The organism is Morganella psychrotolerans (assembly GCF_001676055.1).
GTDB classification, from domain to species: Bacteria; Pseudomonadota; Gammaproteobacteria; order Enterobacterales; family Enterobacteriaceae; genus Morganella; species Morganella psychrotolerans_B.
In genome coordinates, this window is the sequence record NZ_LZEX01000044.1 from 186,331 (window position 1) to 212,018 (window position 25,688).

The window sequence follows — 25,688 nt, forward strand, 5'->3', positions numbered from 1 at the left end:
TGCGGTTTGAATGAGATAATGAGATAAGGGTATAAAGCAACATTGAGTAATTTATCCATGAAAGGTTTGGCAATCCTCGGCTCTACGGGGTCTATCGGCAAAAGCACACTCTCCCTTGTTCGTCAGCATCCTGATCTGTTCCGTGCCGTTGTTCTGGCAGCCGGAAAAAACGTCCGGATTATGTTTGAACAGTGTCTGGAATTTAAACCCCGTTACGCGGTGTTATCTGACGAAGTGGCTGCCGGTGAATTACGGATACAGCTGAAACTTCATGGCAGTACAACTGAAGTGCTGAGCGGAAGCCATGCGATTTGCGAGCTTGTTCAACTGGATGAGATAGACCAGGTGATGGCGGCGATAACCGGTGTGGCGGGCTTGTTACCGACATTAGCCGCGATCCGTGCGGATAAACGCATTCTGTTAGCAAATAAAGAAGCACTTATTACCAGCGGACGCCTCTTTTTTGCTGCAATGAGTGCCAGCCGTGCTGAGTTATTTCCCATCGACAGCGAACACAATGCTATTTTTCAGTCTCTGCCGACGAGCGTTCAGCTATCGCTGGGTCATGCAGATTTACAGGCTGCGGGCATTGATTCCATTATTCTGACGGGCTCAGGCGGACCTTTCCGTGAAACGGCGCTTGCTGATTTGGTCAATATGACACCGGATCAGGCCTGCGCGCATCCTAACTGGTCGATGGGACGTAAAATCTCCGTTGATTCCGCGACTATGATGAATAAAGGTCTTGAATACATTGAGGCACGTTATTTCTTCAATGCCTCTCCCGCGCAGATGGAAGTGATTATTCACCCGCAGTCCGTTATCCATTCCATGGTGCGCTATACTGACGGCAGTATTATCGCGCAATTGGGCACCCCGGATATGCGCACGCCGATCAGTTACTCGATGAGTTACCCTTCACGCATGACTGCCGGTGCACAACGACTGGATTTTACCCGCATGGGCGGGCTGACATTTGAAACGCCTGATTATGAGCGCTATCCCTGCCTGAAACTGGCTATTGAGGCCTGTGATGACGGACAGGCGGCGACAACGGCGATGAATGCGGCTAATGAAGAAACCGTTCAGGCATTTTTGCAAAACAGAATCCGCTTCACAGATATTGCACAGATAAACCGGATGGTGGTAGAAAATCATCGGTTTACGGAACCTCAGTCGATTGACGATGTCCTTATTATTGATAAGGACGCCCGTGAAATGACCCGGAAATCAATCAGAAATATCGCGAAGTAATTAATTTATATTAACGGGTTGCGTTTGTGGGTGAATAACGCAAGTGGTATAGTTCAGCGTTACGATTTCTATAAATTTGAATTTTAATGACCGGTTAATAACCGTATGACGTCATCATTGACTGACAGATATCCGCACCGTGATCTTACACGGTGTTTTTGTGTCAGACGCCATGCATTAGCCGATATCTCAAAGGATTAACTTGCGTGACAGTATCCAGTGAAAATGCCTCAGATAAGCCGGGACCACAGCATGTCGCCATTATTATGGACGGCAATGGCCGCTGGGCAAAAAAACGCGGAAAATTGCGTATTTCAGGTCACCGCGCCGGGATCAAATCAGTCCGCAGCTCTGTCAGTTTTGCAATCAAAAATCAGATAAAATCGCTGACACTTTATGCTTTCAGCAGTGAAAACTGGAACCGTCCCGAACAGGAAGTCCATTCACTGATGGAATTGTTTGTCTTTGCACTGGATAATGAAGTCAAAAGTCTGCATAAACACAATGTCAGACTGTCCGTTATTGGTGATGTCAGCCGCTTCAGCCCGCGATTGCAGGAACGGATCCGCCGCGGTCAGGTTCTGACTGCCGGTAATACCGGATTGCAGCTTAATATTGCCGCCAACTATGGCGGACGCTGGGATATTACCAACAGTATGAAGCAGGTTATCGCAGAAGTTCAGCGCGGTGAACTGGCTCTTGACGATGTCAGTGAACTGGACATCAACCGTTATATTTCTCTCCATGAACAGCCTGCTATCGATTTGGTTATCCGGACCGGTGGCGAGCATCGTATCAGTAACTTCCTGCTTTGGCAGGTGGCGTACGCGGAGTTTTATTTTACTGAGGTTCTGTGGCCGGATTTTAACGAAACAGCGTTTGGTAATGCTGTGACGGCCTTTACTCAGCGTGAGCGTCGCTTCGGCGGAACCACGCCGGACGAACATTCTGAGCAAACACCGGGAGGATACGTTGCTTAAATACCGTCTTATTACTGCCATTATTTTAATTCCGCTGGTCATTCTGGCGCTGTTTATGTTACCTCCGGCAGCCTTTGGTTTTGTCGTGATTGCCGTGTGTGGTCTGGGTGGCTGGGAATGGGCGCAATTCGCCGGTTTATTTGGCGCGGGGCAACGGATTGTAACCGGGCTCGTGTTTGCAGCAGGTCTGGCTGCGTGGCAGCTGACACTGGATATGAATTATCTGACTGCGGATGTTGCCGTAACCGGCAGCCTGTGGGTAGCACTGGTCTGGTGGATTTGTGCTGTGCTGTTAGTGGTCACTTTCCCGAAATCCGCAGCATTGTGGAAAAATTCGGTGGTTATCCGTCTGCTCTTCGGTGTCGTGACAATCGTGCCGTTTTACAGCGGAATGATGGTATTGCGCACGCAGGGTTATGCAGGTGGTGATATCTATCAGGGCTCCTGGTGGCTGTTGTATGTCATGTTACTGGTCTGGGCGGCGGATTCCGGTGCGTATGCATTCGGACGCCTTATGGGTAAACACAAAATGGCGCCCCGTGTTTCTCCGGGTAAAACCCTGGAAGGTCTTGCGGGCGGGTTGATTACCGCCGGGCTGGTCTCCTGGTTATTCAGCCACTATTCGCCGTTACACAATTTACCGGAGCATCTGATTCCGGTCTCTGTCATTGTGGTTCTGATCTCTGTATTCGGCGACCTGACCGAGAGCATGTTTAAGCGCCAGTCCGGCGTGAAAGACAGCAGTCAGCTTATTCCCGGACACGGCGGTGTAATGGATCGTATTGACAGCCTGACGGCAGCAGTACCGGTATTTGCCGGTCTGATTTTGTTAGTATTCTCCGGCTTTTAATAACAGGCCGGTGCAGACAAAAGGCGCATGATGACTTTTATTTGGAACTTAGCGGCATTCATTGTTGCGCTGGGGATCTTAGTTACCGTACATGAATTCGGGCACTTTTGGGTGGCCCGGCGCTGCGGCATTTTTGTCGAGCGGTTTTCTGTCGGTTTCGGCAAAGCACTCTGGCGGCGGACAGACAAACACGGCACTGAGTTTGTTCTCGCATTAATTCCGCTGGGTGGCTATGTCAAAATGCTGGATGAACGTGTGGCGCCGGTTGCACCGGAACTGCGCCATCTGGCATTTAATAATAAAACGATCGGGCAACGGGCCGCTGTTGTCAGTGCGGGACCGATTGCCAATTTCCTGTTAGCCATTGTGGCTTACTGGATTGTATTCATGATTGGTGTTCCGGCTGTTCGCCCGGTTGTGGCAGATATCCGGCCCGGTTCGGTTGCAGAACAGGCAAATATTTTACCGGGAATGGAACTAAATTCCGTTGACGGTATCGAAACGCCTGACTGGAATAGTGTGCGTATGGCGATGGTCAGTAAAATCGGTGATGATTTCACTGTTTTGAATGTGACCCCTGAGCCGGGTTCTGCTCCGGCGGAGAAACGCCTTGATCTCACCCGCTGGAAATTTGATCCTGAAAAACAAGACCCTATCCTGGCGCTGGGGATTATGCCGGTATCAGCAAAGGCAGAAAATCTGATTAAAGCACTGACGCCCGGAGCACCGGCTGAAAAAGCAGGTTTACAACCGGGGGACAGGATAGTTAAAGTGAGCGGTGAGCCGGTTAGTACGTGGCAGCCGTTTACATTATTTGTGCGTAATAGCCCCGGTAAAACGCTCGATTTGCTGATTGAGCGTAATGGTGAGCATATTATTGTGCCGCTGACGCCGGATGTAAAAAGTGGCACAGGCAGTAAACAAATTGGTTTTGCCGGTGTCGAATTAAATGTCATTCCGCTGGACCCGCAATATATTACCGAGCATCAGTACGGGCCGGTAGAGGCGATTGCGGAGGCAACAGGGAAGACCTGGCAGTTAATGCAACTGACGGTGAAAATGACCGGTAAACTGATTACCGGTGATGTGAAGCTCAATAATTTGAGCGGCCCGGTATCAATTGCTAAAGGCGCCGGTATTTCCGCCGATTCCGGCTTAGTGTATTATCTGATGTTTCTGGCGCTGATTAGCGTCAACTTAGGGATCATTAACCTGTTCCCGCTGCCCGTTTTAGATGGTGGACACCTGTTATTCCTGCTTATCGAGAAGATAAAAGGCGGGCCGGTGTCCGAGCGTGTACAAGACTTCAGTTATCGTATTGGTGTAATTGCACTGATATTGTTGATGGGGCTTGCACTTTTTAATGATTTCTCCCGCTTCTGAAGAAGCAGGGGACCGGTAAGGAAAACGCATAACAACGATGGCGATGAAAAAGTTGCTCATAGCGTCGCTGCTGCTTGGCAGCTTCACTGCATACGGTTCAGACGGATTCGTGGTTCAGGACATTCAGTTTGAAGGTCTTCAGCGCGTCGCCGTTGGTGCTGCATTACTGAACATGCCTGTTCGTGTCGGAGACACGGCCGGTGACGAAGATATCGGTCGTACCATTCGCGCACTCTTCGCGACAGGTAACTTTGAAGATGTCCGCGTCCTGCGTGATGGTAATGCATTGCTGGTTCAGGTAAAAGAACGTCCGACCATTGCAAATATTACTTTCTCGGGCAATAAATCCGTGAAGGATGACATGCTCAAACAGAATCTGGAAGCCTCCAACATCCGTGTTGGTGAAGCGCTTGACCGGACGATGTTGGCAAATATTGAAAAGGGACTGGAAGATTTCTATCACAGTGTCGGTAAATACAATGCGACAGTTAAAGCGGTTGTAACACCGCTTCCGCGTAACCGTATTGATGTTAAATTTGTTTTTGCTGAAGGGGTTTCTGCCACTATTCAGCAAATCAATATCGTGGGTAACGACACGTTTACTACCGCAGAACTGGTGAACCGTTTCCAGCTGCGTGATGATGTACCGTGGTGGAACCTGGCGGCTGACCAGAAATACCAGAAACAAAAACTGGCTGGTGACCTTGAAACGTTACGCAGCTTTTATCTGGATCGCGGTTACGCCAAATTTAATATTGATTCGACTCAGGTCAGTCTGACACCGGACAAAAAAGGCATTTATATCACGGTTAACGTGACCGAAGGCGAGCAGTATCAGATTGCCGGCGTTCAGGTTGCCGGTGAAACAGCCGGACACTCTGCTGAAATCACTGAACTGACCATGATTGAGCCTGGCTCACTCTATAATGGTACGCAAGTTACCAAGATGGAGAATGATGTCAAAAATATGCTTGGCCGTTATGGCTATGCTTATCCGCGCGTCATGACTCAGCCGGAAATCAATGAAGCAGATAAAACCGTTACACTGCATGTCAATGTGGATGCCGGTAACCGTTTCTATGTCCGCCAGATCCGTTTTGCCGGTAATGACGTGAGTAAAGACTCCGTTCTGCGCCGTGAAATGCGTCAGATGGAAGGTGCATGGTTAGGTAATGACCTGGTGGAATCCGGGAAAGAGCGCCTGAACCGTACCGGTTTCTTTGAAACGGTCGAAGTGGAAACTCAGCGTGTGCCGGGCGTACCGGATCAGGTCGATGTTGTCTATAAAGTCAAAGAGCGTAACACTGGTTCCCTGAACTTTGGTGTGGGCTTCGGGACAGAGAGCGGCGTCAGCTTCCAGGTCGGTGTGACCCAGGATAACTGGTTAGGTACAGGTTATCAGGTTGCGGCTAACGCCAGCAAAAATGACTATTCCACTTATGCGGAACTGTCAATGACAGACCCGTACTTCACGGTGGATGGTGTTAGCCTGGGTGGTCGTATTTTCTATAACGACTTCCGTGCTGATGACGCAGACCTGTCCGGCTATACCAATAAAACCTATGGTGTGGACGGAACACTCGGCTTCCCGATTAATGAAAATAACTCATTCCGTTTAGGTCTGGGCTACGTACATAATACCCTGTCCCGTATGGAGCCACAGGTTGCTATGTGGCGCTACCTGGAATCAATGGGTGAGACTCCGGGCTTTGAAGATCGCGAAGAATTCCGTGCGGATGACTTCACCTTTACCACTGCATGGGTGTACAACAACCTTGACCGCGGGTTCTTCCCGACCTCAGGGGTGAAATCCACCGTCAGTGCGAAAGTGACTGTTCCGGGCTCTGATAACGAATACTACAAGCTGATCGCTGATACTACCGGTTATTATCCGATTGATGATAATAACAGCTGGGTTGTGATGGGTCGTGGTCGTTTAGGCTTTGGTGACGGGCTCGGCGGCAAAGAACTGCCGTTCTATGAGAACTTCTATGCAGGCGGCTCCGGTACTGTCCGTGGTTTCCGTTCCAATACTATTGGTCCGAAAGCGGTTTATCTGGATAGCACCGGCAAACCAAAATCAGATAGTCCGTCACGTGATGCAATCGGCGGTAACGCAATGGCCGTGGCCAGCCTTGAGCTGATTACGCCAACGCCGTTTATCGACGAGAAATATACAAACTCTGTCCGGACCTCTCTGTTTGTGGATGCCGGTACAGTGTGGGATACCAACTGGGATAATACGGCAGAAATGCAAAATCTCGGTATTCCTGATTACAGTAAAGCAGGAAATATTCGTGTCTCCTCCGGTGTCGCGCTTCAGTGGATTTCTCCGCTCGGGCCGTTGGTCTTCTCTTATGCGAGACCAATCAAAGACTACTCAGGTGACCGGACCGAACAGTTCCAGTTTAATATCGGTAAGACCTGGTAATTACATTACCCTGGTCATTCGGGATGCAGGCAACGAACCTGCATTTCGAATGAGTAAGGGGATATATGTAATTACCATGCGTAATAGCCAGTACGCTCAGTGTGCAAAGAGAATCTTTACCATTGGGTTTAATATCCAACCAATGAATGGGTTTAAGGGGTTTTATTGTGAAAAAGTTATTAACTGCTGCCAGCGTGGGAATGGTGTTAGCGATGTCTGCCGGTGCTGCTCAGGCTGCTGATAAAATCGCGGTTGTGAATATCGGTGAAGTTGTTCAGAAGATGCCGGGCCGTGAAGCGGCAGCTAAACAGCTGGAAAGTGAATTCAAAAGCCGTGGTACTGATCTGCAGAGCTTAGAAAAAGATCTGCAAACCCGTGCTCAGAAACTGCAGAAAGACGGCGCAACCATGAAAGACAGTGAGCGTCAGAAACTGGCTGGTGAATTCGACGCCAAACGTGCTGATTTCGCTAAAAAAGCCCAGACATTTGACCAGGATTTCCAGAAGCGTCAGATGGAAGAGCGCGGCAAAGTCATGAAACGTGTTGAAGATGCAGTGAAATCTGTTGCAGCCAAAGGCGGATATGACGTTGTTATCGATGCAAATGCAGTAGCGTATTCTGTATCCGGTATCGATATCACTGCTGATGTTCTGAAACAGGTTAAATAATTAATGTCTTCCATTCGATTAGCTGACCTCGCTCAGCAGTTGAATGCAACGTTACACGGTGATGGCGATATTGCCATCACCGGTATCGCACCCATGCATTCAGCAAACAGCGGGCAAATTACTTTCCTGTCTGATGCCCGTTACCGTGAAAAACTGACCGATTGTCAGGCCGGCGCGGTAGTATTGCGTGAAGGCGATTTACCGTTTTGTCAGGTCGCGGCACTGGTTGTCAAAGACCCGTACCTGGCGTATGCATACATGGCTCAGATTATGGACACCACGCCGGCTCCGGCTGTGAATATCCATCCTTCTGCGGTGATTGACCCGTCAGCATCCCTCGGAAACAATGTTTGCGTCGGTGCAAATGCAGTGATTGAGTCCGGCGTTGTGCTGGGTGACGATGTTATTATCGGTGCCGGTTCATTTGTCGGCAAAAATACACAAATCGGTGCCAAAACCCGTATCTGGGCGAATGTCACTGTTTACCATGAGATTGTGATTGGCGAAGCCTGTCTTGTTCATTCAAATACCGTTATTGGTGCAGACGGATTTGGCTATGCAAATGATCGCGGTCAGTGGGTTAAAATTCCTCAGCTGGGTTCCGTTATTATCGGTGACCGGGTTGAAATCGGCTCCTGTACCACGATTGATCGGGGTGCATTAGAAAATACAGTGATCGGTAATGGTGTTATCATTGATAACCAGTGCCAGATTGCGCATAACGTTATAATCGGTGACAACACGGCGGTTGCCGGTGGTGTGATTATGGCGGGGAGTCTGAAAATCGGTCGTAACTGTATGATTGGCGGGGCAAGCGTCATTAATGGTCATATGGAAATCTGCGATCGCGTCGTTGTGACAGGCATGGGAATGGTCATGCGTCCTATCACTGAGCCGGGTGTGTACTCCTCCGGTATTCCGTTACAGCCAAATAAAACCTGGCGTAAAACTGCTGCGTTGGTAATGAATATCAACGAAATCAACAAGCGCCTCAAGGCGGTTGAACGGCAGATGGATAACGACGAAAAGTAACCGCGTATTCAGCGATTTTTGCGGCCTGCTGACCATATTACGGGTATATACCCAACGTCATTCAAGTTGCAGGAAGGCGGCAAGCTCAGACCGCCGGGGAGCATAGGTAAACTATGTGACCCGGCGGGCTGAGTGCTGCCAACGAACCTGCGGTTTGAATGAATAAGGGTATGCGGGCCGTGTTATTCATAATAAATATGACAAAGAGACAGGAAGAGTATTCTGATGAGTGATAACCATACTCTCAATATTGATGAAATTTTAGAGCTCCTTCCGCACCGTTACCCATTTTTATTAGTGGATCGCGTGCTGAATTTTGAAGAAGGTCGTTTTTTACGTGCGGTTAAAAACGTATCGTTTAATGAGCCGTTCTTCCAGGGGCATTTCCCGGGTAAACCGATTTTTCCGGGCGTCCTGATTCTGGAAGCCATGGCACAGGCCACAGGTATTCTGGCATTCAAAAGCTCGGTAAATTAGAACCCGGCGAGCTTTATTATTTTGCAGCGATTGATGATTGCCGCTTCAAGCGTCCGGTACTGCCTGGAGATCAAATGATCCTTGAGGTGACTTTCCTGAAAGAACGACGCGGAGTCGCCCGTTTCACGGGTGTCGCGAAAGTTGACGGAGAAGTTGCCTGCGAAGCCACGATGATGTGCGCACGCCGCCGTGAGGGCTGATAAATGATTGATAAAACCGCCGTGATCCATCCGTCTTCAATTATTGAAGATGGCGCTGTTATTGGTGCCAACGTTCGCATCGGTCCTTTTTGTTGCATCGGGGCAGATGTTGAAATCGGTGAAGGGACTGACATCAAATCCCACGTTGTTATCAACGGTCACACTAAAATTGGCCGTGATAACCAGATCTTTCAGTTTGCCTCTATTGGTGAAATAAACCAGGATCTGAAATACAACGGCGAGCCGACCCGTGTTGAGATTGGTGATCGTAACCGCATCCGTGAAAGTGTTACTATTCACCGGGGTACGGCGCAGGATACGGGTGTTACCCGCATCGGTAACGATAACCTGCTGATGATCAATGCGCACGTTGCCCACGACTGTGTTGTCGGCAACCACTGTATCATTGCCAACAATGGTACGCTGGCGGGACACGTTACACTGGATGATTATGTCATTCTCGGCGGTTTATCAGCGGTTCATCAGTTCTGCCGTATTGGTGCTCATGCGATGATCGGTGGCTGTTCAGGTGTGGCGCAGGATGTCCCGCCGTTCCTGATTGCACAGGGAAATCATGTTACTGCGTATGGCCTGAACGCTATAGGTCTGAAACGTCGTGGTTTTACCAAAGAAGATATCAGTGCGTTACAGAATGCTTATAAAGTACTGTACCGCAACAATCTGACGCTGGCAGAAGCCAAAGAGCAGTTGGCTGAACTGGCGAAAGAAAACGTTCACGTTAAAACCTTCGCTGATTTCCTGGATTCCGCAGAACGCGGCATCATCCGTCCGTAATTTCGGGGGCTGCCATGTCGGTATCACCTCGTCCGCTCACGATAGGTATAGTCGCCGGAGAAACCTCCGGTGACATTCTTGGCGCAGGCTTAATGCGCGCACTCAGAGAAAAATGTCCGGATGTCCGTTTTGTCGGCGTTGCCGGCCCGCTGATGCAGGCCGAAGGCTGCGAAACCTGGTATGAAATGGAAGAGCTGGCAGTCATGGGGATTGTGGAAGTGCTGGGGCGTCTGCCACGGCTGCTTTCTGTCCGCCGTGACCTTACCCGTCGCTTTCGTGAACTCAAACCGGATGTGTTTGTCGGCATTGATGCGCCTGATTTCAATATCACGCTGGAAGGCCGCTTAAAATCATCAGGCATTAAAACAATCCATTATGTCAGTCCGTCCGTCTGGGCGTGGCGGCAGAAACGGGTCTTTAAAATCGGCAAATCAACCAACCTTGTGCTGGCGTTTCTGCCGTTTGAAAAAGCGTTTTATGATAAATACAATGTGCCGTGCCGTTTTATCGGTCACACCATGGCGGACTCTCTGCCGCTGCAACCTGATAAAACCGCTGCCCGTGATGCGCTGGGACTCTCTCTCACCGCGCCTTGTCTCGCTATGTTGCCGGGAAGCCGTCACGCTGAAGTCTCTATGCTCAGCGGTGATTTTCTGAAAACAGCACGACAGCTGCGTGAGACACTGCCGGACTTACAGATTGTGGTTCCGTTAGTCAATGCAAAGCGCCGCGCAGAGTTTGAAGCGATAAAGCAGGAAATTGCACCTGATCTTACGGTTCATCTGCTGGATGGTCGTGCCCGCGATGCCATGATCGCATCCGATGCCGCTTTGCTTGCATCCGGCACGGCTGCGCTGGAATGCATGCTGGCAAAATGTCCGATGGTCGTGGGCTATCGCATGAAACCCTTCACTTTCTGGCTGGCAAAGCGTCTGGTAAAAACCCCCTATGTATCACTGCCGAACCTGTTAGCCGGTCGGGAAATTGTGCCGGAGCTGTTACAGGACGAGTGCCGCAGTGAGCTGCTGGCTGCTGCTCTTCTGCCTTTGTTGCAGGGTGGTGAAGCGGTAGAAGGGCTTAGAGAGACATTCCTGGAATTACATCAGAAAATCCGTCTGGATGCAGACAATCAGGCTGCACAGGCCGTATTAGATATAGCGAGTCAATAATGGATTTTATTTATCCGAAAGCCACATTCATTGCGGGTGTGGATGAAGTCGGACGCGGGCCGTTAGTCGGCGCCGTGGTTACCGCTGCCGTGATCCTGGATCCGGCAAATCCGATTGACGGATTAATGGACTCCAAAAAGCTCAGTGAAAAAAACGTGAGCGCTTGTTTATTGAGATTCAGGAAAAAGCGCTGTACTGGAGCCTGGGTCGCGCAGAAGCGGCAGAAATTGATCAGATAAATATTTTGCAGGCGACATTTGTTGCCATGCAGCGCGCGGTTGCCGGGCTGGCTATCCGCCCGGGATTTGTGCTGGTCGATGGTAATAAAGCCCCGGACTTTGGTGTTCCGGCACTGGCGGTAATTAAAGGTGACGGACTGGTACCGGAGATCAGTGCAGCATCAATACTGGCAAAAGTGACGCGTGACCGCGAAATGGCAGAGCTGGACAAACTGTATCCGCAGTATGGTTTTGCAAAACACAAGGGATACCCGACTGCGCTGCATTTTGCCATGCTGGAAAAATATGGCGCAACAGAGCATCACCGCACCAGTTTTGCGCCGGTTCGCCGTGTGCTGACCGGGGTTAAGTAAGTGAGGATGGTGTAATGGCGGATCCGCGTTTTATTCATCTGAATATTCACAGTGACTATTCCATGATTGACGGACTGGCAAAAACCGGTGCGTTGGTTAAAAAAGTCGCGTCTATGAATATGCCGGCGTTAGCTATCACTGACTTTACCAACCTGTGCGGGCTGGTGAAATTCTATGGCAGCGCCCATGGCGCAGGGGTCAAACCGATTGTCGGGGCTGATTTCCTGATGGAAAGCGAGCTGCTCGGTGATGAACTTGCGTCATTAACTATTCTTGCCCGTAATAATATCGGTTACCAGAATCTGACATTGCTGATTTCAGAGGCATACCAGAAAGGGTATGGCGCACAGGGGCCGACTATTCTGCGTGAATGGCTGATCAATCACAAAGAGGGATTACTCATTCTCTCCGGTGGTCGCATGGGCGATGTGGGTAAATTCCTGCTGCGCGGCAATAATGTGCTGGCGGAGCAGGCGCTGGAATTCTGGCAGACTCATTTCCCCGACAGTTATTATCTGGAACTTATCCGCACCGGTCGTCCGGATGAAGAGAGTTATCTGCACGCTGCGGTTGAACTTGCGACAGCAAAATCGCTGCCGGTCGTGGCGACAAACGATGTCCGCTTTATTAAGAGTGATGACTTTGATGCCCATGAGATCCGCGTGGCTATCCATGACGGCTTTACCTTAGTCGATCCGAAACGCCCGAAGAACTACAGTCCTCAGCAATACCTGCGCAGTGAAGAAGAGATGTGCGAGTTATTCGCAGACATCCCGGAAGCCCTGCAAAACAGCGTTGAGATTGCTAAGCGTTGTAACGTTACCATCCGTCTCGGCGAGTATTTCCTGCCGCAATTCCCGACCGGGGATATGAGCACGGAAGATTTCCTGGTTAAATGCTCGCTGGAAGGACTGGAAGAGCGCCTTGCGTTCCTGTTCCCTGATCCGGATGAGCGCATAAAGCGGCGTCCTGAGTATGACGAGCGTCTGGAAATTGAACTTAAAGTTATCAACCAGATGGGATTCCCCGGTTACTTCCTGATCGTGATGGAATTTATCCAGTGGTCAAAAGATAATGATGTTCCGGTGGGTCCCGGTCGTGGTTCCGGTGCCGGTTCACTGGTGGCGTATGCCCTGAAAATTACCGATTTGGATCCACTGGAGTTTGATCTGCTGTTTGAGCGGTTCTTAAACCCGGAACGTGTTTCCATGCCTGACTTTGACGTCGATTTTTGTATGGAAAAACGCGATATGGTTATTGATCATGTCGCTGAAATGTACGGGCGGGATGCGGTTTCGCAGATTATTACCTTTGGTACGATGGCGGCAAAAGCGGTTATCCGTGATGTCGGCCGTGTGCTGGGTCATCCGTACGGCTTTGTTGATCGCATTTCAAAACTGGTGCCGCCGGATCCGGGTATGACACTGGAAAAAGCGTTTGCCGCAGAGCCGCAGCTCGGTGAAGTGTATGACGCTGATGAGGAAGTCCGGGCGCTGATTGATATGGCGCGGATCCTTGAAGGTGTCACGCGTAATGCCGGTAAACACGCCGGTGGTGTGGTTATCGCGCCGACAAAAATTACCGATTTCGCCCCGCTTTATTGCGATGCGGAAGGGGGAAACCCGGTTACGCAGTTTGATAAAAATGATGTGGAATACGCCGGTCTGGTGAAGTTTGACTTCCTCGGACTGCGAACCCTGACTATTATCGACTGGGCGCTGGGCATGATTAACCCGCGCAACCTGAAGAACGGCAAGCCGCCGGTTGATATTGCGGCAATCCCGCTGCATGACCAGAAAAGTTTCGACATGCTGCAACGTTCGGAAACGACCGCTGTTTTCCAGCTTGAATCCCGCGGGATGAAAGATCTGATCAAACGTCTGCGTCCGGACAGTTTTGAAGATATGATAGCCCTGGTGGCATTGTTCCGCCCGGGTCCGCTGCAATCGGGCATGGTAGATAACTTTATCGACCGTAAGCACGGGCGCGAAGCGATTTCATATCCGGATGTGGAATGGCAGCATGAATCTCTGCAACCGGTACTCGAACCGACCTACGGCATCATCCTCTATCAGGAGCAGGTGATGCAGATTGCGCAGGTGCTGGCGGGTTACACGCTGGGCGGCGCGGATATGCTGCGCCGTGCAATGGGTAAGAAAAAGCCGGAAGAGATGGCTAAGCAGCGCTCGGTATTCCGGGACGGCGCGATAAAAAATGGCGTTGATGCTGAACTGTCGATGAAAATCTTTGACCTGGTGGAAAAATTCGCCGGGTACGGATTTAACAAATCTCACTCCGCCGCCTATGCACTGGTGTCTTACCAGACTCTGTGGCTCAAGGCGCACTATCCGGCGGAATTTATGGCAGCGGTAATGACTGCTGATATGGATAACACGGAAAAGGTCGTCGGGCTGGTGGATGAATGCTGGCGGATGGGACTGAAAGTATTACCGCCGGATATCAATAGCGGACTGTATCACTTCCATGTGAATGATGAAGGTGAGATAGTTTATGGTATCGGGGCGATTAAAGGTGTCGGTGAAGGGCCTATAGAAGCCATTCTGGAAGCCCGTGAAGAGGGGCATTTCAAAGATATCTTTGATTTGTGCGCCCGCACGGACACCAAAAAACTGAACCGCCGCATGATGGAAAAACTCATTATGTCCGGGGCATTTGACCGGCTGGGACCGCATCGTGCGGCACTGATGTCAGCGCTGGAAGATGCGCTGAAAGCGGCCGATCAGCATGCTAAAGCGGAAGCGATTGGTCAGGCGGACATGTTCGGGGTATTAGCCGAAGCGCCGGAACAGGTGGAGCGCTCTTATGCCAATATCCCTAAATGGCAGGAAGAGATTATTCTGGAAGGTGAGCGGGAAACGCTGGGTCTCTATCTGACCGGACATCCGATAAACCGCTACCTTAAAGAGATAGAACGCTATACTAATGGCTTGCGTCTCAAAGATGTGAACCCGACACCGCGCGGGCAAATGACAACCGTTGTCGGGTTGGTGCTGGCATCAAAAGTGATCACCACGAAACGGGGTAACCGGATCGGCGTGTGTACACTGGATGATCGTTCCGGCCGGCTGGATATTATGTTATTTTCTGATGCACTGGAACGCTACCAGCACCTGCTTGAACAAGATCGCATTCTGATTGCCTCCGGGCAGGTCAGCTTTGATGATTTCAGCGGCGGGCTTAAAATGGTGGTCAGGGAGCTGCTGGATATCAGCGAAGCGCGTGAAAAATATGCGCGGGGGCTTGCTATCTCGCTCACGGACGGGCAAATTGACGAACAACTGCTGCACCGGTTGCGCGGTGCACTTGAACCGCACCGTTCCGGGACAATACCGGTTCATCTTTATTATCAGAAGGAAGATGCCAGAGCGCGGATGCGATTCGGCGCAACATGGCGGGTAACACCAACCGATACCCTTCTGACTGATCTGCGAACTCTGCTGGGTAATGAGCAGGTAGAATTAGAATTTGACTAAAATAGGAACATTATGAGTCTTAATTTTCTGGATTTTGAACAGCCGATTGCCGAGTTAGAGGCGAAAATTGATTCGCTTACCGCGGTTAGCCGCCAGGATGAATCACTCGATATTAATCTGGATGAAGAAGTTGAACGCTTACGGGCTAAGAGTCTGGAACTGACGCGTAAAATTTTTGCAGATTTAGGCGCATGGCAGATTGCACAACTGGCACGCCATCCGCGTCGTCCGTATACCCTGGATTATGTCAGACTGATCTTTACCGATTTTCAGGAGCTGGCAGGCGATCGCGCGTATGCGGATGATAAAGCCATTGTCGGCGGGATCGCCCGTCTTGAAGGTCGTCCGGTCATGATCATCGGGCACCAGAAAGGGCGCGAAACCAAAGAAAAAATCCGCCGCAACTTTGGTATGCCGGCACCGGAAGGCTACCGCAAAGCACTGCGTCTGATGGAACTGGCAGAGCGCTTTAACCTGCCGGTTATCACCTTTATCGACACACCGGGCGCATATCCCGGCGTGGGCGCGGAAGAGCGTGGTCAGTCAGAAGCGATTGCCCGTAACCTGCGTGAAATGTCCCGCCTGAAAGTGCCGACCATCTGTACGGTTGTGGGTGAGGGCGGCTCTGGTGGTGCGCTGGCGATTGCGGTTGGTGACAAAGTAAACATGCTGCAATACAGCACCTATTCTGTTATCTCTCCGGAAGGCTGTGCCTCTATTTTGTGGAAAAGTGCCGATAAAGCGCCGATTGCCGCAGAAGCTATGGGTATCACGGCACCACGTCTGAAAGAGCTGAAACTGATCGATAATGTGATCCCTGAGCCGCTGGGCGGCGCACACCGTGACTATGAAGCGGTGGCTGCATCACTGAAAGCACAGATCCTTTCTGATCTGGAAGAGCTGGATAAGCTGGACAGTGAGTCTCTGGCAAATCGTCGCTATGAGCGTCTGATGAGCTACGGCTACTGCTGATAACCTGTTGTGAATACCGCCTTTGACGAGCAACTTTTTGCCACGTTCCGCCGTGTGTTCAGCACACAGCGGGCACTGCTGGCGGGTCTGAGCGGCGGGCTGGATTCGACTGTCCTGCTGCATGCGCTGCGGCAGTGGCAGATAACGGAGCGGGCGGATCTCCGGCTGCGCGCGGTGTATATTCACCACGGATTAAATCCGCTGGCGGATAGCTGGGCTGCGCATTGCCGGGCATTTTGTGAGGCGCATTCCGTTCCTTTTCAGATGTGTCCGGTACAGGTTGATCCCCGTCAGAAAGGGATTGAAGCGGCGGCACGCGAGGCACGTTATCAGGCCTTCCGCGATATTATTGCCCCGGATGAAGCACTGGTAACGGCACAGCATCTTGATGACCAGAGCGAGACGTTTTTTTCTGGCATTAAAGCGCGGCAGTGGCCCGGCAGGGCTTTCAGCCATGGCAGAAAATATGAACTTCAGCGGGCATTCGCTCATTCGCCCGTTACTCTCTTTCAGTCGTGTACAGCTTGAGCATTATGCTGAAATAAATCACCTGACCTGGGTTGAGGATGACAGTAACGGGGATATCCGTTACGACCGCAATTTTCTCCGCCACTCTGTTTTACCGCACCTCAATACCCGCTGGCCACACTTTGCTCATGCCGTTTCCCGTAGTGCCTCACTTTGTGCGGAGCAGGAAGCGCTGCTTGATGAACTGCTTTTACCTGAAGTCGCTCAGCTGACAGACAGTCATCATGGGTTATCTGTCAGCCCGCTGCTGGTAATGTCCGCGATGAAACGAAATGCAATATTACGCCGCTGGTTGGATCAATGCGGCGCACTGATGCCGTCACAGCAGCAGCTTGCGCTTATCTGGCAGGAAGTGGCGCTGGCAAAACCGGATGCGGAACCGGGATACTTCGTGAAGCCTCTGACTATTCGCCGCTATCAGGGGAAACTGTTTGCTGTTGATAAAACCACAGGGTTATCAGACTATTGCCTGTCATGGGATATATCATCTGTTTTGACATTACCGGATGATGCCGGATATCTGTGTGTAACAGAGACACCTGATCTGACAGATCTGTTTTCAATAGTGCGTCCGCCAAAAGCCGGTGAGCTGGTTACTGTTCGTTTTGGATTACAGGGAAATCATCATATTTCGGGGCGTGATCGCAGACGATCAGCGAAAAAACTGTGGCAGGAGCTGCATGTTGCGCCCTGGCTGCGCGATCGCACACCGTTGCTCTGGTATAACGACACATTAATTGCAGCGCCGGGAATATTTGTGACACGGGAAGGGGAAGCGAAAGCGGATGAGGCAAAACTCTATGTCAAACGGACAAAAATTAACCCCGCTGGCGGGGCTAATTTTACAGATAGATTCAGGACGGTGAGTGATCAATAACCACTGTTCCCAGGTCGGGATGACTGTAACTGATAATCGCGTCCAGACGAAGCTCGCGCAATTCGTTGTCAATACTGACAAGAGGTACTCCACTTTTTTTCTGAGTACCAGATCGGTTGCTTTTCCTGTCAGAACATCCCCTCCCTGTAAGGTCACTTCCAGTACCATATGGTTCTGACAGGCCAGTTCGAGGTTATCATAATCATCGCAATTAATTGGTTGGTACTCATTTTCTGTAGACATATTCCCTCACCATACTTCTGATCGCGGTATCATCCGCTGATGGTTATTCAAATAGCCTCATCGCTTCCAGCAGACTATATCATAGTTAGCATATTGGCTATTAATGATTATATTTTATTATGAGCAAACGTATTGTTTGTCACTGTTTTCTTCCAAATCGCTGATAAGCTGAACAAGAAATGCGTAATAGTCTGAAAAATCTGGAATATACAAAAACTGACAATCAATTTGTTAACATTAACTCACTTGATGTTCGGGGGGATAAATATGAAAAATCTGACAAAATTCTTGCTGGCGGTGGGTATTTTCAGCATAACCGCTTGTAGTTCGACTGTTTCGGTAACGCCGACGGCGGAAGTACACGTACTTGATCGCGCCTATTCGGGTGTTGTTCCGTGTGCTGATTGCAGCGGAATGGGTGTGACTGTGCTGTTGGAAACGGATGGCACTTACGTAATGCAGCGGACCTATCTGGAAACCCGTGACGGAAACAAAACCTTTTTTGAAACCGGCACCTGGGCGAAAGACGGAGAAAAATTCCGTTTCACCGATACCTCGGGACAGCGCTCTTATTACGATCCACAGGAGAAATCCCTGGTAATGCTGGATACCGAAGGGAATGCGATCGAATCTGATCTGAACTATACCCTGAGAATGGTAAAACCTGTGCAGTTGAAAGGGGAATACCGTTATCTTGCTGATGCCGCAACCTTTAAAGACTGTGAAACCGGCGTTGTTTATGCGGTGGCAGATAATTCCGGGTTAGAGCGCGGTTACAGTAAACTGGGCGTCGAAGGCGGTACACCGGTTTATATGGAAGTGGAAGGGTATTACAGTATCCGCCCATCCATGGAGGATGGTCAGTTCGATCAGGCTCTTATCCAGACAGGTAAATCTGTTTTAGATAAATCACGCGGTTGTAAATAAGTCATCCGCGGTGTGACCGGTACAAAAAAGGCTGAGCATCTGCTCAGCCTTTTGACATTTAACACCTTAATAATCAAGCGTTAATGATTTTTTCTTTCAGAATACTGACTGCATCATCCAGTGCGATCAGTGATTTGTCTTCGCTGCGGCGATATTTGTATTCAATAACACCGCTGTCGAGATTGCGATCACCGATAACAATGGTATGCGGTATGCCGAGCAGTTCCATATCCGCAAACATCACACCCGGACGCTCTTTACGGTCATCAAAGAGTACTTCAATGCCTTGTGCGGTCAGGTCTGCATAGAGTTTTTCCGCGACTTCTTTCACGCGATATGACTTGTGCATATTCATCGGCAGTAACGCAACCTGGAATGGTGCGATAGCATCCGGCCAGATGATGCCGCGATCATCAAAGTTTTGTTCAATCGCAGCCGCAACAATACGGGTGACCCCGATACCGTAACAACCCATAAAGACCACTTCGTTATGACCGGCTTCGTTCTGAACAGTCGCTTTCAGTGCTTCGGAATATTTTTTACCGAGCTGGAAGATATGACCGACTTCAATCCCGCGCTTGATCATCAGCGTACCTTTGCCATCCGGGCTAGGGTCGCCGGCAACAACATTACGGATATCAGCCACATCCGGCAGTGCGACATCGCGCTCCCAGTTGATGTTGAAATAGTGTTTTCCGTCGATGTTAGCCCCGGCGCCAAAATCACTCATCATTGCAACAGTGCGGTCAGCAACAACCGGCAGCGGCAGATTCACCGGCCCTAATGAACCCGGACCGGCGTTCAGTTCTGCGCGGATCTCTTCTTCTGTTGCAAACTCAAACGGAGAGGCAACTAACGGATGTTTTTCTGCTTTAACTTCATTGAGTTCATGGTCACCACGAACCAGCAGAGCAACCAGTTTATGACCACTTTCTTCGCTGGCACGGACAATCAGTGTTTTCACTGTCTTTTCGATTGGCAGGCTGAATTGCTCAACCAGTTCTGCAATTGTTTTTGCATCCGGTGTCTCAATCAGTTCCATCGCTTTTTGTGCGGCAGGGCGTTCAGTGATATTACACACCGCTTCAGCCAGCTCGATATTCGCCGCATAGTCTGATTCTGAAGAGAAAATAACATCATCTTCACCGCTCTGCGCCAGAACCTGAAATTCGTGAGAGGCACTGCCGCCGATAGAGCCGGTATCTGCCATAACAGCGCGGAAATCCAGACCGATGCGGGTGAAAATTTTGCTGTATGCCTGATACATCAGGTCATAGGTTTCCTGAAGTGAATCCTGTGTCAGATGGAAGGAATACGCATCTTTCATAATAAATTCACGTGAGCGCATCACACCAAAACGCGGGCGGACTTCATCACGGAACTTGGTCTGGATCTGGAACACATTCAGCGGCAGCTGTTTATAAGAGGTGACTTCGTTACGGATGATATCAGTCACCACTTCTTCATGTGTCGGCCCCAGGACGAACTGACGATCACCGCGATCGGTAATACGCAGCAGTTCCGGACCATATTGTTCCCAGCGCCCGCTCTCCAGCCATAAATCCGCAGGCTGAACAACCGGCATGGAAATTTCCAGAGAACCGGCATTTTCCATCTCTTCGCGAACGATCTTTTCAACTTTGCGTAATACACGCACGCCTGTCGGCATCCAGTTGTACAGACCTGAAGCAAGTTTACGGATCATCCCGGCGCGCAGCATCAGCTGGTGGCTGATAACTTCGGCGTCAGCAGGGGTCTCTTTCAGAGTAGAGAGCAGATATTGGGTAGTACGCATTATTTAGGTTCCATTAGAACGACAAACATGTCTTATCGCAGAGTTATTCTGCGCAGAAGTGAGATTAAGCCTGACAGTTTACCAGTGACTGACACGCCCCAAAAGAGGGGGGAAATATTTTTAACGGTTTTCCAGACTAATGACTTCTGTTACGCCGTTACGGATCTGCCAGCGGACATCGAAATCCAGCAGATGGACAGCATAAATTTTGTCATCAGTCTGCTGCTTTTTATACGCCGGACGCGGATCCTGCGCCAGTACCTGAGTGATAAAGCGGGCTAAATCAGGATAACGGGCGGACTGAGCTGTCATGAAATGCTGTGCGGCAGAACTGAATATCACCGGCATATCAGCAGCCGGCTCTTCCTGCGCAAATCCGGCCTGAGCGCCGGGAACTGACTCAGCATAAGGCAGATACGGTTTGATATCCAGCACAGGTGTACCATTCAGGAGATCGAGGCTGCCGAGTGACAGGTAGGCGGTTTCACCCTCGTAACAAATTTCGTTTAGTCTGACCAGTGACATACCAACCGGATTAGGCCGGTAAGTGGAACGGGTGGCAAATACGCCGAGTTTCGTATTGCCGCCAAGACGCGGCGGACGAACTAACGGGCGCCAACTGTTGGCGGGGATTTCATGAAAGACAAAGATAATCCACACATGGCTGAACTGTTCCAGTCCGCGGACACAATCGGCATTATTATAAGGTGCAACAAAATGCAGCTCACCGGTTCCGTCTTCAACCAGACCGGGCTGGCGCGGGATCGCAAATTTCTCCTGCCAGGGTGAGCGGATAAAACCAATGGGTGAAAACGAAAACTCAGACATCATCAACCTTAATTGCAGTACCTTCACAAACCGCCAGTTGCTCACAATCCTTGCTGGTGGTTATTTCACACTGATGGAGTAACACGGCATCTGCTTTCATTTTTCCGGCATGACGTAACATTTGTTTACGGGCCGCCGGAATACTGGCGGGCACAGATTTTGCCGCTCCCCGGCAATTCTGACCTAAAACAACGCCCAGGTCACGGAAAGGTTTGCCAAGCAGATCTTCCGGTTGAGTATAGAGCCTGACACGGGATGATGAGGATGTCGTTTTGGTTTTTTTACTGACCGGCTTTTTCAGTCGCAGGTCAGCATATTTGGGCTGCTCCGGTTCGCGGGGTGTTTCACGGACAGAACACCCCACCATAAAAAAAGTGAGCAGGCTTACGATAAGCACACGCATGGAAATTGGATCCTCTGGCTATACATAACAAGTAATTAAAACAAAATAAGTATTATTATTTATATGAAGAGCATTTGATGATCATTATTGAAATAAAAAGGGCGAACTATTGTTCGCCCTTAGTGTAATATTCTTCAATTAAAGATGGAAGAACTTGCCGGTTATTCTTATTACCAGCCTTTCACAGCCCCGCCATTAAAGACTTTATCAGCAGCCTGGAATACTTCATCTGATTGATATGCCTGAACAAACTGTTTCACATTCTCACTGTCTTTATTATCTTCGCGGGAGACAATAATGTTTACGTAAGGTGAATTTTTATCTTCAACGAACAGACCATCCTTCGCCGGTGTTAAGTTGATTTGGCTGGCGTAGGTTGTGTTGATGATAGCCAGGTCGATTTTGTTATCATCCAGAGAACGCGGTAACTGTGGTGCTTCCAGCTCGATAAGCTTCAGTCCTTTCGGGTTTTCCGTGACATCCAGTACGGTCGGCAGCAGGCCTGTACCATCTTTCAGTTTGATTAATCCCTGTTGCTGCAACAGCAGCAGAGAACGGCCTAAGTTAGTCGGATCATTTGGCAGAGCAACTTGTGCGCCGTCCTGCAATTCATCCAGTGATTTGATTTTCTTTGAATATCCGGCAATCGGATAAACAAAGGTGTTGCCCGCCGGCACTAATTTATAGTTACGATCTTTAATCTGCTGATCGAGATACGGCTTATGCTGGAATGCGTTAAGGTCAATATCCCCGCGGCTGAGTGCTTCATTCGGCATGACGTAGTCATTGAATGTGACTAACTCAACATTCAGACCATATTTATCTTTTGCGACTTTTTGTGCGACTTCAGCAACTTGCTGCTCAGCCCCGACAATAACGCCTACTTTAATACTCTTCGGATCTTTTTCATTTTGTCCGCAGCCTGCCAGAACCAATGAACCCAGCAAAGCACCTGCAATGACAACCGATTTTAATTTAAAAGCCATTATTTTTTCCTCGTTCTGTTTAAGGTGCATCCGCAGTTTGTGCGGCGCAAGGAGACGCTTACTTGTGTGTAACAGCTTTAACTAAACGGTCACCACATACCTGAATAATAAAGACTAAAATAACTAATAATGCTAATACCGTATTCATTACCACTGCGTTATAACCGACATAACCGTATTGATACCCTATCTGTCCCAGCCCGCCGGCACCCACTGCTCCCCCCATTGCGGAGTAACCCACAAGTGTTATCAGAGTGATGGTTGCGGCGTTAATCAGTCCCGGTAATGCTTCCGGCAGCAGAATCTTTCTGACGATTTGCAACGGTGTCGCACCCATTGCACGGGAAGCTTCAATCAGCCCTGACGGGATCTCTAATAATGCATTTTCCACCATACGGGCAATAAACGGTGCCGCACCGACTGTCAGCGGAACAATCGCCGCTTCTAACCCGATAGACGTACCGATAATTATCCGGGTAAACGGGATCATCCACACCAGTAAAATAATGAACGGGATGGCCCGGAAAATATTTACCAGCGTTGACAGGGTATGATACAGACTCTTATTGTCTGCAATCTGTCCGGAGCGCGTGATGTATAACAGTACACCGACCGGCAAGCCTATCAGAAATCCCAGAAAGCCCGATGAAAATGTCATCACCAGTGTTTCCCAGATGCCTTTAACTAACAGTAAAATCATTCCTTCAGACATAACCGAGAACCTCTGCTTTGACATGGTGTTCTTTCAGGAAGGCGATTGCCGCCTGAACATCCTGCGGACTGTTGCCGTCCAGCTCAGCCAGCATGACACCAAACTTCACACCACCTGCGTAATCCATCTGAGAACTTAATATGCTGATATCAATATTAAACCGGCGTGATGCAATTGAAATCAGCGGTGCATCAACAGATTGCCCGGTGAACTCCAGTTTCAGTAACGGCCCCAGACCTTCCGCCGGCTCCGGCTGTAGCCGGGCAAGGTAATCTTCCGGAACATCCAGGTGCAGCGTGGATTCAATAAAGGCCTGCGCGACAGGTGTTTTCGGATGAGAGAACACTTCGCTCACACTGTTTTGCTCAATCAGCTGTCCGCCACTGATAACCGCAACCTGATCACAAATCCGTTTGACCACATCCATTTCATGGGTGATAAGCAGGATGGTCAGCCCCAGACGGCGGTTGATATCTTTTAACAGTGCCAGAATCGAGCGGGTTGTCGCAGGATCCAGGGCGCTGGTGGCTTCATCACACAGTAAAACATCCGGTTCATTTGCCAGTGCGCGGGCAATAGCAACGCGTTGCTTTTGTCCGCCTGACAGGTTTGCCGCGTAGGCATCCCGCTTGTCAGACAAACCAACCAGGTCCAGCAATGTGACAACCCGTTTTTCTATCTCAGCAGCAGGTACGCGATCTAATTCAAGCGGTAATGAGATATTACCGAACACCGTGCGGGAGGAGAGCAGGTTGAAGTGCTGAAAAATCATCCCGATCCCGCGGCGGGCACGGGTTAACTCTTTATCATTCATCTTTGTCAGATCACGCTCTCCCACGAGTACCTGACCCGAGGTAGGACGTTCCAGCATATTCACGCAGCGGATAAGTGTACTTTTTCCGGCACCGGATGCCCCAATCACACCATAAATCTGCCCTTTCGGGACGTGCAGGTTAATATCAGAAAGCGCCTGAATCTCGCGATGACCCTGCTGAAAAACCTTATTTATATTTGTCAGCTTTATCATGTAATTATTATTACCTTGTTACGTGAAACCGGTTTCCACCAGATGATTAATGGATGTTAAGATGTCCAGACGGCTAAGTCAACAGTATTTAGTTATCAGGCTGCATTCTCATTCCTTCTTAAATAAGCGATACTAAACGCATTATTGATGACGAAATAAGAGTGTAACCATGGGTATCCCCGCAGTATTTCTGGACAGAGACGGCACAATTAATATTGATACCGGCTATCTCCATGAGAGTGATGATTTTCAGTTTATTGATAACGCCATTGAAGCGATGCAGGCCATCAAAAAAATGGGCTACGCGTTAATTATAGTCACAAACCAGTCAGGCATTGCCCGCGGTATGTTTACCGAAGATAAATTTATGCATCTTACTGAGTGGATGGATTGGTCACTGGCGGATCGTGGCGTTGATTTGGATGGTATCTACTATTGTCCTCATCATCCTGAAGGCACCGTTGAAGAGTACCGCCAGGTATGTAATTGTCGTAAACCTGCACCGGGTATGCTGCTTGATGCACAGCAGCATCTTGATATCGATATGGGTAACTCTTATATGGTAGGTGATAAATTAGAAGATATGCAGGCTGGCCGTGCGGCAAAAGTAGGTAAAACAGTTCTGGTACGTACCGGTAAACCACTGACTGAAGAAGCAGAAGCGGCAGCGGATATAGTCATTAATAGTATTGCTGATCTGCCTGCACTGCTTAAAGCTGTATAAAAAATCGCATAATTACCTAAAAAACAGCCGGATCGGGTGATTTTTCTGCAAACAGAAAAAAAATTGAAATTAGCCCTTGCGGTCAGACAGAAACTCCCTATAATGCGCCCTCACTGACACGGAACAACACGCTGACAAGCGCGCCGACAGTAGAGAAAAGCGAAAAAAGTTGAAAAACAACGCTTGACTCAAAGGGGCTGAAAACGTAATATATGCAGCCTCGCAACAACGCAGAAGACCGGCAACGGCAGCGTAAGTTGCAACGCTCTTTAACAATTTATCAGACAATCTGTGTGGGCACTCACAGGACATATCGCAAAAAATATTATTTTTGAGAAGTC

At 49.6% G+C, this 25,688-nt stretch carries 19 protein-coding genes and 4 pseudogenes; 16 read left to right on the forward strand and 7 right to left on the reverse strand.

Annotated elements, in window-relative coordinates:
• Positions 1–57 precede the first annotated feature (57 nt).
• From ispC to tilS, 14 genes and pseudogenes are all read left to right on the forward strand, one after another.
• Positions 58–1,254 (forward strand): 1-deoxy-D-xylulose-5-phosphate reductoisomerase, encoded by a 1,197-nt coding sequence (gene ispC / locus AYY17_RS18860; protein WP_067426328.1) that lies wholly within the window; start codon positions 58–60, stop codon positions 1,252–1,254.
• A gap of 266 nt (positions 1,255–1,520) precedes the next feature.
• Positions 1,521–2,234 carry a polyprenyl diphosphate synthase gene (gene uppS, locus AYY17_RS18865; RefSeq protein WP_067401682.1) on the forward strand — a complete coding sequence of 238 codons (714 nt, stop codon included), beginning with the start codon at positions 1,521–1,523 and terminating at the stop codon, positions 2,232–2,234.
• Positions 2,227–3,084, forward strand: a complete 858-nt coding sequence (gene cdsA, locus AYY17_RS18870) for a phosphatidate cytidylyltransferase (protein WP_067426330.1) — start codon at positions 2,227–2,229, stop codon at positions 3,082–3,084. Before uppS ends, cdsA begins: the two co-directional genes overlap by 8 nt.
• Before the next feature lie 27 nt (positions 3,085–3,111).
• Positions 3,112–4,467, forward strand: coding sequence for a sigma E protease regulator RseP (gene rseP, locus AYY17_RS18875; protein ID WP_156656740.1), 1,356 nt, complete (start codon positions 3,112–3,114; stop codon positions 4,465–4,467).
• A gap of 37 nt (positions 4,468–4,504) precedes the next feature.
• On the forward strand, positions 4,505–6,898 hold the full coding sequence (bamA, locus tag AYY17_RS18880) for an outer membrane protein assembly factor BamA (protein WP_067426335.1): 2,394 nt from the start codon (positions 4,505–4,507) through the stop codon (positions 6,896–6,898).
• A 167-nt stretch (positions 6,899–7,065) separates the two neighbouring features.
• Positions 7,066–7,566 (forward strand): OmpH family outer membrane protein, encoded by a 501-nt coding sequence (locus tag AYY17_RS18885; RefSeq protein WP_067401644.1) that lies wholly within the window; start codon positions 7,066–7,068, stop codon positions 7,564–7,566.
• Between the two features lie 3 nt (positions 7,567–7,569).
• Complete coding sequence (lpxD, locus tag AYY17_RS18890) at positions 7,570–8,598, forward strand: UDP-3-O-(3-hydroxymyristoyl)glucosamine N-acyltransferase (protein ID WP_067426336.1); 1,029 nt, start codon at positions 7,570–7,572, stop codon at positions 8,596–8,598.
• A gap of 225 nt (positions 8,599–8,823) precedes the next feature.
• Positions 8,824–9,275 (forward strand): annotated as a pseudogene (gene fabZ, locus AYY17_RS18895) (3-hydroxyacyl-ACP dehydratase FabZ).
• A 3-nt stretch (positions 9,276–9,278) separates the two neighbouring features.
• Positions 9,279–10,070: an acyl-ACP--UDP-N-acetylglucosamine O-acyltransferase gene (gene lpxA / locus AYY17_RS18900; RefSeq protein WP_067401651.1), complete on the forward strand. Its 792-nt coding sequence runs from the start codon at positions 9,279–9,281 to the stop codon at positions 10,068–10,070.
• 14 nt (positions 10,071–10,084) lie between these two features.
• Positions 10,085–11,239, forward strand: a complete 1,155-nt coding sequence (gene lpxB, locus AYY17_RS18905) for a lipid-A-disaccharide synthase (RefSeq protein ID WP_067426340.1) — start codon at positions 10,085–10,087, stop codon at positions 11,237–11,239.
• Positions 11,239–11,831: pseudogene (rnhB, locus tag AYY17_RS18910) on the forward strand (ribonuclease HII). Before lpxB ends, rnhB begins: the two are co-directional and overlap by 1 nt.
• A 14-nt stretch (positions 11,832–11,845) precedes the next feature.
• Positions 11,846–15,325 (forward strand): DNA polymerase III subunit alpha, encoded by a 3,480-nt coding sequence (dnaE, locus tag AYY17_RS18915; RefSeq protein ID WP_067426342.1) that lies wholly within the window; start codon positions 11,846–11,848, stop codon positions 15,323–15,325.
• A gap of 12 nt (positions 15,326–15,337) precedes the next feature.
• The gene (gene accA, locus AYY17_RS18920; protein WP_067426343.1) at positions 15,338–16,297 is read left to right on the forward strand and encodes an acetyl-CoA carboxylase carboxyl transferase subunit alpha; all 960 of its coding nucleotides are present in this window, start codon (positions 15,338–15,340) and stop codon (positions 16,295–16,297) included.
• A 9-nt stretch (positions 16,298–16,306) separates the two neighbouring features.
• Positions 16,307–17,702, forward strand: a pseudogene (gene tilS / locus AYY17_RS18930) (tRNA lysidine(34) synthetase TilS).
• On the opposite strand, the pseudogene rof reads toward tilS, so the two are convergent.
• Positions 17,680–17,945 (reverse strand): annotated as a pseudogene (gene rof, locus AYY17_RS21385) (Rho-binding antiterminator). The pseudogenes tilS and rof overlap by 23 nt on opposite strands.
• A gap of 267 nt (positions 17,946–18,212) precedes the next feature.
• Between rof and nlpE the strand changes: the two are divergent.
• The gene (gene nlpE, locus AYY17_RS18935) at positions 18,213–18,872 is read left to right on the forward strand and encodes an envelope stress response activation lipoprotein NlpE (protein ID WP_067426351.1); all 660 of its coding nucleotides are present in this window, start codon (positions 18,213–18,215) and stop codon (positions 18,870–18,872) included.
• Between the two features lie 73 nt (positions 18,873–18,945).
• On the opposite strand, the gene proS is transcribed toward nlpE, so the two are convergent.
• The 6 genes from proS to metN all read right to left on the reverse strand — a co-directional run bounded on the left by proS (position 18,946) and on the right by metN (position 24,623).
• Positions 18,946–20,667 (reverse strand): proline--tRNA ligase, encoded by a 1,722-nt coding sequence (proS, locus tag AYY17_RS18940; RefSeq protein ID WP_067426353.1) that lies wholly within the window; start codon positions 20,665–20,667, stop codon positions 18,946–18,948.
• A 120-nt stretch (positions 20,668–20,787) separates the two neighbouring features.
• The gene (gene tsaA / locus AYY17_RS18945) at positions 20,788–21,495 is read right to left on the reverse strand and encodes a tRNA (N6-threonylcarbamoyladenosine(37)-N6)-methyltransferase TrmO (RefSeq protein WP_067426355.1); all 708 of its coding nucleotides are present in this window, start codon (positions 21,493–21,495) and stop codon (positions 20,788–20,790) included.
• Positions 21,488–21,898, reverse strand: coding sequence for an Rcs stress response system protein RcsF (gene rcsF / locus AYY17_RS18950; protein WP_067401673.1), 411 nt, complete (start codon positions 21,896–21,898; stop codon positions 21,488–21,490). The genes tsaA and rcsF overlap by 8 nt, the downstream gene beginning before the upstream one ends.
• A 170-nt stretch (positions 21,899–22,068) precedes the next feature.
• On the reverse strand, positions 22,069–22,884 hold the full coding sequence (locus AYY17_RS18955) for a MetQ/NlpA family lipoprotein (RefSeq protein WP_067401674.1): 816 nt from the start codon (positions 22,882–22,884) through the stop codon (positions 22,069–22,071).
• Between the two features lie 58 nt (positions 22,885–22,942).
• Positions 22,943–23,596, reverse strand: a complete 654-nt coding sequence (locus AYY17_RS18960; RefSeq protein ID WP_067401675.1) for a methionine ABC transporter permease MetI — start codon at positions 23,594–23,596, stop codon at positions 22,943–22,945.
• On the reverse strand, positions 23,589–24,623 hold the full coding sequence (gene metN, locus AYY17_RS18965; protein WP_067426357.1) for a methionine ABC transporter ATP-binding protein MetN: 1,035 nt from the start codon (positions 24,621–24,623) through the stop codon (positions 23,589–23,591). Before metN ends, AYY17_RS18960 begins: the two co-directional genes overlap by 8 nt.
• A 169-nt stretch (positions 24,624–24,792) precedes the next feature.
• Here metN and gmhB point away from each other — a divergent pair, with 169 nt between their 5' ends.
• Entirely contained in the window at positions 24,793–25,347 is a 555-nt protein-coding gene (gene gmhB, locus AYY17_RS18970) for a D-glycero-beta-D-manno-heptose 1,7-bisphosphate 7-phosphatase (RefSeq protein WP_067426359.1), read from the forward strand.
• The last annotated feature ends 341 nt before the right edge of the window (positions 25,348–25,688 follow it).